The organism is Nonomuraea sp. NPDC004186 (assembly GCF_053603495.1).
Genome location: NZ_JBSGFQ010000042.1, coordinates 74,413 through 87,068, shown reverse-complemented (window position 1 = coordinate 87,068; position 12,656 = coordinate 74,413). Strand labels below are relative to the sequence as shown.

At 69.0% G+C, this 12,656-nt stretch carries 11 protein-coding genes and 1 pseudogene; 4 read left to right on the top strand and 8 right to left on the bottom strand.

The window, feature by feature from the left end:
* Positions 1–17: 17 nt before the first annotated feature.
* Positions 18–1,235 carry a glycoside hydrolase family 16 protein gene (locus tag ACWEPL_RS30980; protein ID WP_452438246.1) on the bottom strand — a complete coding sequence of 406 codons (1,218 nt, stop codon included), beginning with the start codon at positions 1,233–1,235 and terminating at the stop codon, positions 18–20.
* A 175-nt stretch (positions 1,236–1,410) separates the two neighbouring features.
* Here ACWEPL_RS30980 and ACWEPL_RS30975 point away from each other — a divergent pair, with 175 nt between their 5' ends.
* From ACWEPL_RS30975 to ACWEPL_RS30965, 3 genes are read left to right on the top strand one after another with little or no spacing between them, the layout of a single operon-like run.
* The gene (locus ACWEPL_RS30975) at positions 1,411–2,109 is read left to right on the top strand and encodes an NAD-dependent epimerase/dehydratase family protein (RefSeq protein WP_363975543.1); all 699 of its coding nucleotides are present in this window, start codon (positions 1,411–1,413) and stop codon (positions 2,107–2,109) included.
* Positions 2,106–2,621, top strand: a complete 516-nt coding sequence (locus ACWEPL_RS30970) for a GNAT family N-acetyltransferase (protein WP_363975540.1) — start codon at positions 2,106–2,108, stop codon at positions 2,619–2,621. Before ACWEPL_RS30975 ends, ACWEPL_RS30970 begins: the two co-directional genes overlap by 4 nt.
* Positions 2,618–4,660 (top strand): alpha-N-acetylglucosaminidase, encoded by a 2,043-nt coding sequence (locus ACWEPL_RS30965; protein WP_452438245.1) that lies wholly within the window; start codon positions 2,618–2,620, stop codon positions 4,658–4,660. The genes ACWEPL_RS30970 and ACWEPL_RS30965 overlap by 4 nt, the downstream gene beginning before the upstream one ends.
* Positions 4,661–4,898: 238 nt before the next feature.
* On the opposite strand, the gene ACWEPL_RS30960 is transcribed toward ACWEPL_RS30965, so the two are convergent.
* Positions 4,899–5,912: a MerR family transcriptional regulator gene (locus ACWEPL_RS30960; protein ID WP_452438244.1), complete on the bottom strand. Its 1,014-nt coding sequence runs from the start codon at positions 5,910–5,912 to the stop codon at positions 4,899–4,901.
* 402 nt (positions 5,913–6,314) lie between these two features.
* Between ACWEPL_RS30960 and ACWEPL_RS30955 the strand changes: the two genes are divergently transcribed.
* Entirely contained in the window at positions 6,315–7,820 is a 1,506-nt protein-coding gene (locus tag ACWEPL_RS30955) for an alpha/beta hydrolase (RefSeq protein WP_452438243.1), read from the top strand.
* Positions 7,821–7,833: 13 nt separating this feature from the next.
* On the opposite strand, the gene ACWEPL_RS30950 is transcribed toward ACWEPL_RS30955, so the two are convergent.
* The 6 genes and pseudogenes from ACWEPL_RS30950 to ACWEPL_RS30925 all read right to left on the bottom strand — a co-directional run bounded on the left by ACWEPL_RS30950 (position 7,834) and on the right by ACWEPL_RS30925 (position 12,654).
* Positions 7,834–8,229, bottom strand: a complete 396-nt coding sequence (locus tag ACWEPL_RS30950) for an AMP-binding enzyme (protein WP_452438242.1) — start codon at positions 8,227–8,229, stop codon at positions 7,834–7,836.
* Positions 8,230–8,288: 59 nt separating this feature from the next.
* A pseudogene (locus ACWEPL_RS30945) lies at positions 8,289–8,474 on the bottom strand (AMP-binding protein); the annotation flags it as partial.
* A gap of 161 nt (positions 8,475–8,635) precedes the next feature.
* Positions 8,636–9,475 carry a PhzF family phenazine biosynthesis protein gene (locus ACWEPL_RS30940; RefSeq protein WP_452438241.1) on the bottom strand — a complete coding sequence of 280 codons (840 nt, stop codon included), beginning with the start codon at positions 9,473–9,475 and terminating at the stop codon, positions 8,636–8,638.
* 197 nt (positions 9,476–9,672) lie between these two features.
* Positions 9,673–10,797 (bottom strand): hypothetical protein, encoded by a 1,125-nt coding sequence (locus ACWEPL_RS30935; protein ID WP_452438240.1) that lies wholly within the window; start codon positions 10,795–10,797, stop codon positions 9,673–9,675.
* An 80-nt stretch (positions 10,798–10,877) separates the two neighbouring features.
* Positions 10,878–11,723, bottom strand: coding sequence for an acetylxylan esterase (locus tag ACWEPL_RS30930; RefSeq protein ID WP_452438239.1), 846 nt, complete (start codon positions 11,721–11,723; stop codon positions 10,878–10,880).
* 4 nt (positions 11,724–11,727) lie between these two features.
* On the bottom strand, positions 11,728–12,654 hold the full coding sequence (locus tag ACWEPL_RS30925; protein ID WP_452438238.1) for an acetylxylan esterase: 927 nt from the start codon (positions 12,652–12,654) through the stop codon (positions 11,728–11,730).
* Between the last annotated feature and the right edge of the window lie 2 nt (positions 12,655–12,656).

Here is a 12,656-nt window from a genome sequence, read left to right as displayed (position 1 = left end):
GGCCCGTGGCCGCCGGGTTACCTCTGCCAGACGCGGACGTAGTCGACGGCCTTCTGGGCCGAGACCGTGGCAGCCACCGGCTGGTAACCGGAGCGGGAGTAGACGTACAGGTCCTCGATGAGGTTGGTGTTCTCCGAGGCGGTGCCCGCCACGCTGCAGACCTGCCTGCCGTCGATGTAGAACGTCGTGCCCGACGCTGAGATGCCGGCGCCGTAGGTGTGGAAGTCGGCGCCCGGGTCGAAGTCGAGGTCGACCTGGCAGCCGCCGCCGGCGTTGGCGTGCGAGGTCAGGTAGAGCTTGCGCGGGTTGTCGCTGTACTGCTCGTAGACGTCGGTCTCCTGCCAGGTGTTCACGCCGTCGGCCTGCCAGGTCCAGAAGGCCGGCCAGAAGCCGCGCTTGTCGGCGACGGGGTTGCCGCCCGCGTCGACGACGTTGAAGGTCAGCTTGGCGCGGGACTCGATGAAGCCGTGCTTGAGGGTGAAGCCGCTGGCGCCGATGGAGGTGAGCAGGCACGAGGTCCAGTCGTAGACCTGGCCGGAGGGTGCGGTGTAGCGCTCGCGCTTGGCGGTCATGGTGACGACGCCGTTGGCCTCGCTGCAGTTGCGGTCCAGGTTGTACTCGAGCTGCTGGTTGTTCTTGTTGCCGCGGCCGGCGTCGGCGAGGGCGCTGGAGTGACCGCGCCACTTGGTGCCCCAGTCGACGGAGGTGCCGGAGAACTCGTCCCACCACCTGAGGTTCCAGCCGGATCCGCCGCCGTTGGGTTGCGCGCCGGAAGGCGGGTTCTCGTTGCCGGGGTTGGTGCCGCCGCCGGAGGAGCCGACGGCGAAGGTCTGGGCGGGGTTGGGGGTCAGGTTGGTCCAGGTCGTGCCGATCCTGTAGGCCACCCACACGCGGTAGGTGCCGGCGGGCAGCGTACGGGAGGCCGTCAAGGTCTGCTGGGAGGTGCCGAGCTGGTAGCCGTCTCGGTCGCCGACGTCGAAGTTGGCGTCGCTGGCGTCGCGGATGACGAAGACCAGCTCGTCTAAGTTCTTCGCCGAGTCGGCCACGAGCTTGGCGCCGAAGGTGATGGTCTGGTCGGCGGTCGGGGACTGGATGTCACGGCCTAACGCCTGAAGGGTCACCGCGTTCGTCACCGTGTAGTCGACCACGCCTGCGGGTGTCGCGGCCGCGGTCCCCTGGATGGCGAGCACCGCGAGTGCCGCGGGCGCGATGGCTGCTCGCAAGATCTGGCGCATGTACGGCCCTCCTTGTGAGGCGGATGAGGTTGCCGCCCACATTGATCCGGGCTGCACCAAGCGTCAAGACATTTCCGGAAACTTCATGAAACTGGATGGAAACTCCCCTGCAACCGTTGCCGTATGAATCGGGCTATGCCAGCATGTGGGACGACCTTTCAGGAGGTAGAGGACGATGCGGGTACTTGTAACAGGTGCCAGTGGTTTGGTGGCCGGCCAGGTCATCCCCGCCCTGGAAAAGCACCACGAGCTGCGTCTCACCGATCTCGCGGACGGCGATCTGGCCGACGCGGACTTCGCCCGCCAGGTGACCGACGGCGTCGACGCGATCCTGCATCTGGCCGCCAACCCCAACCCCGACGCGTCCTGGGACGACCTCGCCGGGCCCAACATGCGCGCCGTGACCAACGTCCTGGACGCGGCCGGTGCCAGGCGGGTGGTGCTGGCGAGCTCGGTCCACGTGATGGGGCAGTACCGGGCCGGCCCCGTCGAACCCGACTGGCCGCCCAGCCCCTGCTGCAGGTACGGCGCGGCCAAGGCCTTCGCCGAGGCCGCGGGGCGCATGCACAGTCATCGGTACGGCGGAGCCGTCATCTGCCTGCGTCTCGGTGCGACCGTCCCCAAGCCGCCGGCCAAGCAAGCGCTGCCCGCCTGGCTCGCCCCTGACGACCTGCGCCGGCTCGTGCTCCTGGCCCTGGAGGCCCCCGTCCGCTTCGAGGTCTGCCACGGCGTCTCGGCCAACACCAGCAGCGTCTGGTCGACGCGCAACAACCTCGGCTACACGCCGGCCTGCGACTCCGAGCCTTACCGCGACCAGACCCCCGACGTGGACGGATGGGGTCCGTGCCCCAGTTACGAGGAGGCCACCCGTTGATCGCTACCTTCGTCACCGAGACCCAGCTCACCGAGGAGCAGGATGCCGCGTTGCGGCCGCTGCTCGCCGCCGCGTTCCCCGACAGGGCCGGCCACTTCGCGCTCCAGTCCTGGTGGCTCGCCCGCCCGCAGTGGCGGCTGTGGTTGAGCGACGGCGATCGACCGATCGCCCATCTTGGTGTGGAACGCCGCCGCATCGGCGTCGGTGACCAGGATGTCTACGTCGCCGGGATCGGCCACGTCTGCACCGACCCGGCGATGCGCGGCAGAGGTCTCGGCGTCGCGCTGATGAACGAGCTGCGCGAGGTTCTCACCGAACGCTTCGGCTTCCTCACCTGCCTCCCACACGTGCAGGGCTTCTACGAGGCCGCCGGATGGGTTCAGGTGCACGCGCCGGTCGTGATGAGCAACGTCTACACGGGAGAGCGCATGACCTCCTCGATCCCCGCCATGGTGCTGGGCGAAGGTTTCCCCGAGGGCGGCCCGATCGACCTGCGCGGGCTGCCCTGGTGAGCGCCGTCGTGAGCGCCGTGGCGGGAGCCGTACGCCGCCTGCTTCCCGATCATCACGATCAGCTGACGCTCGTCGAGCAGCGGGGGGAGGGCGACCGGTTCCGCATCGAGGGTACGACCATCACCGGAACGTCGGCGTCCGCCCTGCTCACAGGCGTGCACTGGTATCTGACGCGGGTCGCGGGCGTGAGCGCCGGGTGGCCGGGAGACAGCCTGTCACGCCTTCCCGACAAGCTGCCCCAAGCGCCATATATCGCGAAAGAGGCCGTCGTTCAGCACCGGTTCGCGTTGAACGACACCGACGACGGCTATTCGGGGCCGTATCGGGACTGGGCCACCTGGGAGCGGCAGATCGACCTGATGGCCCTGCACGGCATCAACGAGGTGCTCGTCACGGTCGGCATGGAAGAGGTCTATCGCCGGACATTCACCGAATTCGGGTACACCGACGAGCAGCTCCGCGCCTGGACCCCCTCGCCGGGTCACCAGCCCTGGTGGCTGCTGCAGAACATGGCCGCCTTCACCGGGCCGGTCTCGGAGCAGCTCTTCGGCCAGCGGGTACGGCTGGCCCAGCAGATCGTCACCCGGCTGCGCGAGCTCGACCTCACCCCCATCATGCCCGGATATTTCGGGACAGTGCCGCCCGGCTTCCCCGGGCGCGTGATCCCGCAGGGCCGCTGGGTCGGCTTCGAGCGTCCCGACTGGCTCGACCCGCGCGACCCGATGTTCGCCCAGGTCGCGGAGGCGTTCTATCGCCACCAGGCCGAGCTGTACGGCGAGACCTCCATGGTCAAGATGGACCTCCTGCACGAGGGTGGCACGCCCGCCGACGTCCCGGTCGCGGAAGCGGTCAAAGCGGTCCAGGAAGCGCTGCGCAAGGCCAGGCCGGGAGCCACCTGGGTGGTGCTCGGCTGGCTCGACAACCCCGTGCGCGAGCTGATCGAAGCCGCCGACGGCCTGCTCATCCTCGACGGCGTCGCCGACCGCCACCCCGATCTCGACCGCGAAACCGGGTGGCTCGGCACGTCGTACTGCTTCGGAACCATCCCCAACTTCGGCGGCCACACCACGATCGGGGCGAACACCGGCGTTTGGGTCACCCGCTTCGCGGAGTGGCGTCGCGGGCCGTCGCTGCGCGGACTCGCGTACATGCCCGAAGGCACCGGCACGAACCCCGCGTCCTTCGCCCTGTTCGCCGAGCTGGCCTGGCACGACGAGCCCATCGATCACGCCGGGTGGTTCACGGACTTCTCTCGCCGGCGGTACGGCGGTGCCGACCCGCACGCGGCGCGCGCCTGGGAGATCCTGCGCACGACGGCCTATTCGCTGCCGGCCGACGGGTGGAGCGAACCGCAGGACAGCCCGTTCCTCGCGCGGCCGTCGCTGACCGCGGCCAACGCGGCCACCTGGTCACCGCGTGCGCCGCGCTACGACCTCGAGCGCTTCGCCGCGGCGCTCGAACAGCTCCTCCAGGTGGATCCGGCGTTGCGCGGCACCTCGGCATACCAGTTCGACCTGGTCGACGTCGCCCGCCAGGCGCTCACCAATCGGTCGTGGGTGCTGCTGCCCGCGTTGCGAGCCGCGTTCGAGTCGGGGGCCTGGGAGCGGTTCCGCCGGCTGACCGTGACCTGGCTGGAGGACATGGAGCTGCTGGACCGGGTGGTGTCCGCTTCGCCGTACTTCCTCCTCGGACCCTGGCTGGCGGCCGCCCGCGCCGCGGCGGCGGACGAGGAGGAGGCGGCACGGCTGGAGTACGACGCCAGGTGCCTCCTCACGACCTGGGGTCCCCGTGGCGCGGACGTGCACCTGAAGGATTACGCCAACCGGGAGTGGGCCGGGCTGGTCCGCGACTTCCACGCGATGCGCTGGCGCCTGTTCTTCGACACGCTGCTCGGCGGCGGCGACCCCGAGGGGATCGACTGGTTCGCGGTGGAGGACGCCTGGTCGCGTGACAGCAGCCCGTACTCGGAATATCCAACAGCAGACCCCTACCGGGTGGCCCTCGACCTTTACGCCCGCTTGCGTCAAGCGATTGAGTAGCGCCACAACACGTGCCTGGGGCACGGCAGGCTGTCCGGCATGCACGTGCAGCCCACCTGCTGGGCAGACAGTCCCGCGAACACCACACCCGTAAGATCGTCGATCTTCAGCACGGCTCATCCTGGCAGCTGATCACCCAGCGCCACCACCGGCTACGGGCCAGAGCCGTTGCCGTTCTTACTGTCCGCACCCCGCGGCGGGTGCCGTTGACCAACATGGCACCAGCCGCCATCGGTCGTTAGGGAGTCGGCGGGTCCACGGCGCGCATGGCGTCGGCGATCCAGGCATAGGGCATGGAGTCATGGTCCTCCTCGGTCGCAGTCCCGTTGATCCGCGCCACCAGGGACAGGTACCGGCCGTGAGCGTCGTCGTAGACAGGGCTCTCGGAGGTGGCTGCCTCTTCGGCGATCTGGCGCATGATGTCGGGTATCTGCTGGAATCCATCGGCCATCCGGTTTCGGACTTCGGGGGTGAGCGGCGTGCCGGCCAGCGCGTTGGCCGCTTCCATGAAGCGCGTGACGGCCTGCTGGGCCCAGGAGGACCGGGGAGACTCTCCGGCACGGTACGCGGCGAGGAGTTCCTCCATGAGCCGGGCCCCACTCACATGCATGAAGTCCTGGAACGGCTCGGTCGCCAGGACTCGGGTCTCCGGTGTGGACCAGGTGTCTTGCAGGTAGGTGCGGACCGCGTCGCGGAACGCCGGGTCCCGCACCAGGTCGGCCAGGTCGATCCACGCCTCGAGCTGGGCGGCCGTGGGGTCCGCGGGCAGGACCGGGCGCATCGTCCGCAACCGGTCGACGAAGCCCTCGGGGACGTCCAGGTCCTCGCCGACGTCGTTCCAGAAATCGTCGATGGTCTGTTCGCGTTCCTCGTCGGTCATCCAGACGAGCTTGTGCATCAGGTCGGCCTGAGCGGTGCCGCCCTGTTTGATCAGGGTCCTGAGCACCGCCCGCCTGGCCCGCAGGGTGCGCTCCTGGCGCTCGACGAACTCCAGGTGCGTGGTGAGCAGGTCGTGCAGGGTCGTGCCGCCTTCGAGCAGGCGGCGAATCACCTCCAGGTCGGTGTCCAGCTCGCGCAGAGTGCGGACGAGTTCCAGCCGGGCGATAGCGTGGATGTCGTACATCCGGTGGCCGGCGTCGTTCAGGTCCGTGGGCTCGATCAGCCCGGTGTCGGCGTAGAACCGGACGGCGCTCACGCTCAGGCCGCTGCGGCGCGCGGCGTCTCCGATGGGGTACAGCTCGTAGTCGTTCATGGGGCCACTCTGGTATCTCAAGCCGCTTGAGGCGCAAGCCGATTACCACCGATGTCCTGAGTGCCCAATCAGCTTCCCGCTTCTGGCATCTCGGCTCGCGCCGTTGGTTGTTCGACGGCAGGGCGGCCCGTCGCGAGTTCGGGAACGTACTTGTAGACGCCGAGTAGGCGGGCGATGGACGCGACGGGCCGCGCGTTCGACATCGAGAAGACCCGCGCCGGCCGGATCGCCTTGCACTTGTCGTAGTGCCTGCGTCACGGCGTGGACTGGTCGAGCCCGAGGCTGCCGCGGTTGACGGCGATGATGCGGTGGCCGGCGGACGAGCCGACGGTTATGGCGGGGTTATGTGGGTGGTCGCATGATCTTGAAGTCGCCGGCCCCGTCTCGACCGCGAAGGATCGTATGACGAATCACATCTTGCTCGCAGCCGTTTCGTCCCTGGTCATCAGCCTGCTTCCAGGAGGCGTCGCCAGTGCCGCCGCTTCCTCGCAGACGATCATCTGGGCACCGTGCCCCGAGGACACGACCGCCGAATGCGGCACGCTGAAGGTGCCCGTCGACTGGGACACCCCAGGCGGCGCCACTGTCGACGTGGCGGTGGCCCGGCGCAAGGCCGCCATCCCGGACGCCCGGGTCGGCTCCTTGGTCGTCAACCCCGGCGGGCCGGGCGGCTCCGGTGTCGACTTCGTGGTGCACGGCAGCAGTTACTTCAGCGCCGAGCTTCGCGGCCGCTTCGACATTGTCGGGTTCGACCCGCGCGGGGTGGGACGCAGCCACCCGGTGATCTGCTCGGCGGCGCTGGTGCGTGAACGTCCACACCCGCTTGTCAAGAACCAGACGGACATGGACGCCTGGGTGTCGTTCAACCAGCGGCTGCGGGAGGACTGCCGGGCGCACACCGGACCGCTGTACGACCGCGTGAGCTCGCTGGACGTCGCGCGTGATGTGGAGGCTCTTCGGGCGGCGCTGGGCGACGACAAGCTCACCTATTACGGGGTCTCGCACGGCACCCTGATCGGCCAGGCATACGCCGAGCGCTTCCCCGGCAAGGTCAGGGCGCTCGCGCTCGACTCGAACTTCGACCATAGCGTGAACACCGCGAGCTACCTGAACACCACGGCCACCCATACGGCAGGGGCGTTCGACCAGTTCGTCACCTGGTGTGAGGCAACGGCGTCGTGCGCGCTGAACGGCAAGGACATCCGGGCGTTCTGGAAGAGGCTTCTTGAGCGGGCCGACCGCGGGGAGCTTCACGAGCCGGGTACGCCAGACGTACCCATGGACGCCTTCACGCTGGTGGACACGGCGTTCGCCGGACTTTACAACCCCAACTGGGCGGAACTCGCCCAGATGCTGGCCGCCATCGACAGCGGCAGCCCGGCGATGAGCGCCACGAAGGACGAGGAGGTGGAGGTCAGTACGCCGGTGTTCTGCCAGGATTTCCACCTGCCGGTCGCCGACTACACGGAGTACGCCTCGCTCCTGCGCCGGCAGGCGCCGCGGGCCAGGGATATGAGGTACAGCCCGCCCGCGCTGAGCCGGATCGCCGGTTGCCTGGGCCAGCCCACGCCCATTCCCAACCCGCAGCACCGCCTGCGTGTGGACGCCACCCCGCCCATCCTGCTGGCCTCCTCGCTGAACGACCCCGCCACCGGCTACCTCTGGACGCTCAGCACGGCCAAGCAGATCGGTGCCGAGGCCCGCGTGCTCACGTACGAGGGCTCGGGGCACAGCGTGTACGGCCGGAGCGAGTGCACTATGGGCGCGATCGACCGCTACCTGATCTCGCAGTCGGTCCCGGCCAACGGGGTCCGCTGCCCGGAGGCACGGCCCTCGATCATGCCCCGAATCCCCTACCGCCTTCTCGACGCGATCAAGCTCTCCGCGATCACGCGCGCCGCCGGATGATGAGCGGACGTGATCACTCGGCCTTGAGCCCGGCCATCGGCTGGTCGCCGCCGTAGGAGCGCAGGGCGAGCTTGTCGGGCTTGCCACCGGGTGTACGGGGCAACTCGTCGATGGTCCACAGGTGACGCGGCTCCGAACGTTCGCCGAGCCTGCCCCTGACCAGCGCACGTAGCGCCTGCAGATCCAGCTCCCGGCCCTTGCGCCCGACCACGACCGCCGCCAGGACCTCCTCACCCGCATGCGGCACCATGAACACCGCGGCCTCCACGACGGCCGGGGGGCTCGGCCAGCACGTGCTCGATCGGATGGGAGTACAGGCCGGGCGCCGGTTGGTCCTCGACCCGGATCCGTCGCGGTCCAGGCGGCCGACGTCTCCGGTGCGCAGCCGGCCGTCACGCGGTACGACCACGCGATCCTCGTTGTCGAGACGCTCGCGCACCTGTTGCGGCGAGTGCGCCACACCTCGCCGACGCCGTCGGTGGGCACCTCGCGGCCGTCGCCGTCACGTATGCTCAGCTCGACCCCGGGGGCGGCCCGCCCGACCGAGGCCGGCAGTTCGGGGCGCGCGTGCTCACTGGGCTGCAGCGTGGTCACCATCCCGCATTCGCTCGTGCCGTACGTCTGCATCAGCGGCGACTTCTGGAACGAGCTCACCACTCGCGGTATCAAGACCGAGCGCCGAGCTCGACGCCGACAAGATCAGGTGCCCGGCGCGCGGTCCGGCAGCGTGCAGCAAGGGCGGCGGAAGCCGGTGCCGGTCCGACACTCCGCCCACGCGTCCGCATCGCCGGGCCCGTCGTCGGTCCGGACTGCTGTTACTGGATGGGCACCGCGGTGCCCGAGACCTTGACACGAGAGTCGTCGGAAGTGGTGGAACACGTCAAAAGGCTGGGCCGTCCCATGTCGACGCCCTGGTGAATGGTGAGAACGGTGTCATCTTTGAGGCGTCCCAGCGTACGTAGGTACCCGGTGAAGGCGGCGGCCGCAGCGCCGGTGGCCGGGTCCTCGACGACGCCGCCAGGAGGGAACGGGTTGCGGGCGTGGAAGACGGTGGGGGATTCGGGCCAGAAGAGGTGGACAGTGGTCCATCCCATGTCGGTCATGTGCTTGCCGAGGGCATCGAAGTCGTAGTCGAGATCAGCCAGGCGACGCCGGCTGGCCGCGGCCAGGACGAGATGGTGGTTGCCGGCGTAGGCGACGTGCGGCGGGTATTCGGGGTCCAGGTCGTCTGCCGGCCAGCCCAGCGCGTCCAGCGCGGCCCGTACCTCCTGCTCGGAGGCTTGGCGGCTGGAGGTGGGCGGACTGGTCAAAGTAGCGGTGAACCCACCGGTCGGATCTGCGGCGATCTCCACCGGGACCGGGCCTGCCTGGGTGGCGAGGTCCACGGTTCCTGGACCGATCTGTTCGCCGAGCGCGACCGAGGCGGCGATCGTCGCGTGGCCGCAGAAGGCGACTTCGGCCAGCGGGCTGAAGTACTGAATCCGGTACTGGCGCTCGTCCGTGGGGTGCAGAAAGGCCGTCTCGGAGTAGCCGAGTTCGGCGGCGATGGCGAGCATCTCCGCGTCTGACAACTCTCGGGCATCCAGGACCACTCCGGCGGGGTTACCGCCGGTGGGAGCGGTGGTGAAAGCGGCATACCTCATCACGTCGGTCATACGGTCATCATTACGTATGCGAGCCCGAATCGAATCTGCGGCTGCCCCTCGGCGATGCACCGGTCGAGTCGATCAATGAACCCTTTTCATCCTCACGCGCCCTGCCCGAGGTGGTGGTTCTGAAGGACGGCAATGGCCTTGCACAGGTGGCCGGCTTTGGAAGGGCTACAGCATGGGCTGATCCAGGTTGGTCAGCGCTACCGGTCACGCGCTCGTCCGGCTCGTTCGCCATCTCCAGGGCTCAGGTGCCGAACCAGTGCATCGAGAACCACCAGGTCCTCCCCCGGCTCGATCGTCTGCGGGTTCAGCGCGATCGCGTCGTCGGGTACGCCGGACACCCCGACCGCGATCCGCGGGTCCCCGTCCCACAAAGCCCGCACCAGCCCGTCCCGGGTCCAGCCGCTGGTTGTCAGCAATCGGACAACGGCTCGCCCGTGCGGCTGGCCCGCCTCACTCGGGTACCCGCGCTCGGCGACGACACCCGGCACTTCGCGCAAGCCGGCGATCCACCGGTCGACCATCTGCTCATAGCCCGCGAGCAGTGCCTCCTCGTCCTGCTCCAGCGTCCACTCGACCGCGGCGTACAGCCCGAGCAGCTCCTCCTTCCCGACCTTCATCCCGCGCCCGATCTGCTGATTCGGCGACGCATGCGCCCGGCACCTGTCGACGATCCACCGCTTCCCCAGCACCAGCCCACTGGACTGCGGTCCGCGCAGCCCTTTCCCACCGCTGAAGATCACGGCATCTGCACCGAGCTCCGTGGTGAATCGCCACAGCGAGGAGATCGGCGGAATCTGGGCCGCCGCATCCACGATCACCGGCACAGCCGGTGGACCGGCGGGGCCAGGGGATCCGGTGAGGTCCGGGGTGCCGGCGAGGGTCAGGCCGCCCGGAGTGCCGGCGGGGGTCGGGCCGGCCGAGGGGAGCTCCCGGGCGACTCGGATCACGTCCTCGATCGGCAAGGCATCCGCTGCGTAGTGGGCGCCGGCGAACCACAGTACGCAGGCGGGGCGTCGTACCAGGGCGGCTCGGAGCTCCTCGATCGACGGGCCGACTTCTACGATGCGGGCGCCGGTCAGGCGGGCCGCGTAGTCGTAGCCGTTGCGTTGGCCGGCGAACATGACGACCTCGGCATCGGCCGGGAACGCCTGCGCGGGCTCACCGACACACGACGCGACCGTGAGGGTGATCGCCGCCGCGGCACCGGACGTCACGCAGGCCGCCTCGTTGCGGGTGAGTGCGGCCAGGCGCTCACCGACGTGGTCGTGGAGTTCGGGCAGGTCGACGAAGTGGGCCGCCCCTTCCGTCATCGCCTTCAGCACCGAAGGCGGCATCAGCGAGCCGCCCAGTGCGGTGAGTGTCGCGGAGGCGTTGATGACGGGCCGGACCCCGAACGGATTGGTCATGGGAGGAACTTCGACATCGGTGGCACGCCGGAGAGTTCGGCCAGCCAGGCATCCAGGAAGTCGTTGTCGGTGCCATCGAGGTGGGTCAGCTTGTAGACGCTCGCGGCAGGCAGGGCCTCGATCAGTGCGGCACACCAGTCGGGATCGTCGACGGCAAGCAACGTCCGAGCGGTCACCGCGGACGCATGCCGGACCGGATCGAAGTAGGCAAGAGTGTTGTCGACGATCTGCGCCGACGAGCCGGCCCGCAGGTGGTCGTTGAGCTCCTCGAGCGGATAGCGGCTCGACTTCAGCCGTGCCTCTGCCGCCCGGTAGAACAGCAACTCCGAGACCCGGACCGCGCTGAACCCGGGCCGCCGCGCAGCCGTCAGCACCGCCAGGTCGTTCCCACGCACGGCCACCCGCGCCGGATCGACCTCGTCCAGGCTCATCAGGAACTCCGCGGCCCGCAGGCAGTCCGCCGCGATCCCGCGATAGATGTACGACGCCGGGTCGTCGATGCCCATCGTCAACAATCCCGGGTACGCCGCCGAGAACCCTTCGTCGGCCAGCCGCTGACCACGGTGCACCAGGCCGAGCACGACGTACCGGCTCCGATCGTTCGGGTGCGGCATGTCGTTGACGCTCCCGTAGCGCGGCGTCTGCAGGAGCGCGGGGAACGGCCCGTCACCGGCCGGGATGCTGAGATGACCGAAGACGCGGTACGGCCCGGTGCTGGTGAGCCGCACGGTGTAGCTGGTCGCCTCGTCCGTCGTCCGCGCCGGCACCAGGTCGAGCACGGGCCGAGCAGGGATCGCGGCCAGCTCTTCGTCGACGGCGGACCAGTAGCTGTCGAAGTTCATCTGTTCACGACCCCGGGGTGAGGTGTTCGGCAAGGAAGTCCTCCACGATCCGCATCACGCCCGGCAGCCCGGCGTGGTGCGCGCAGTGCGGGTAGGTGTGCAAGGTGGTCTCACACGTCAGCACCCGCCGCAGCGCGAACCCGGTCTCCGGCGGGCACACGTCGTCCTCGAGCCCGAGGTACAGCAGCGTCGGCGCCCGCACCTTCGGCGCGAAGTTGAGCCCGTCGTAGTACGCGACCGTCTCCCGCACCCGGTCGACGTCCTTCGGGTGCATCCGCAGGTACTCGTTGATCTCCTCGTACGGATACGACCGGGTCAGTGTCGGCGCGGTCATGATCCCGCACAGGTACGGCGCTCCCGCCGCGACGCACCGGATCACGTCCGGCATGAGCGCGGCCGTCGAGATCCCGAGGCCACCGCCCTGGCTCGACCCCTGCAGTCCGATCCGCAGATTGTCGACTTCCGGACGATCGAGCAGTACCTCGACCGCCCGCACCACGTCGAGGTAGAACCCGCGATACCCGTACGTGTTGTGGTCGACGATGTTGTGCGTCAGCAATCCCGGGTAGCCCGGGTTGAACACGTCGTTCGACCGCAGCTTTCCGCGCGGCGCCACCGCGAGCGCGGCGTACCCGAGCTCGGACCATTCCTTCGGGATAGTCGGCTCGGACACGTAGCCGGGGATCGTCACCAACGCCGGGCACTGAGCCCGCCGATCGCGCGGAACGGTGTACCAGCCTGCGATCCGCAGGCCGCCATAGCTGCTGTAGCGCAGATCGTAGACGATCACCTTGTCCGTGGACAGCGACGGCATTTCGGTGAGGACCGGGTCCAGCGGGTACGACGCGCAGTCCGCCAGACCGGCCGCCCAGAAGTCGTCGAAGTCGTCCGGCAGCTCGACCTCGACGATCGCGTTCTCGGGGTTCCTCAAGA

Excerpts from the sequence above, each read along its gene's own strand:
- ACWEPL_RS30980 (WP_452438246.1), bottom strand. The coding sequence starts at position 1,235 with ATGCGCCAGATCTTGCGAGCAGCCATCGCGCCCGCGGCACTCGCGGTG.
- ACWEPL_RS30975 (WP_363975543.1), top strand. The coding sequence starts at position 1,411 with ATGCGGGTACTTGTAACAGGTGCCAGTGGTTTGGTGGCCGGCCAGGTC.
- ACWEPL_RS30960 (WP_452438244.1), bottom strand. The coding sequence starts at position 5,912 with ATGAACGACTACGAGCTGTACCCCATCGGAGACGCCGCGCGCCGCAGC.
- ACWEPL_RS30955 (WP_452438243.1), top strand. The coding sequence starts at position 6,315 with ATGACGAATCACATCTTGCTCGCAGCCGTTTCGTCCCTGGTCATCAGC.
- ACWEPL_RS30940 (WP_452438241.1), bottom strand. The coding sequence starts at position 9,475 with ATGACCGACGTGATGAGGTATGCCGCTTTCACCACCGCTCCCACCGGC.
- ACWEPL_RS30930 (WP_452438239.1), bottom strand. The coding sequence starts at position 11,723 with ATGAACTTCGACAGCTACTGGTCCGCCGTCGACGAAGAGCTGGCCGCG.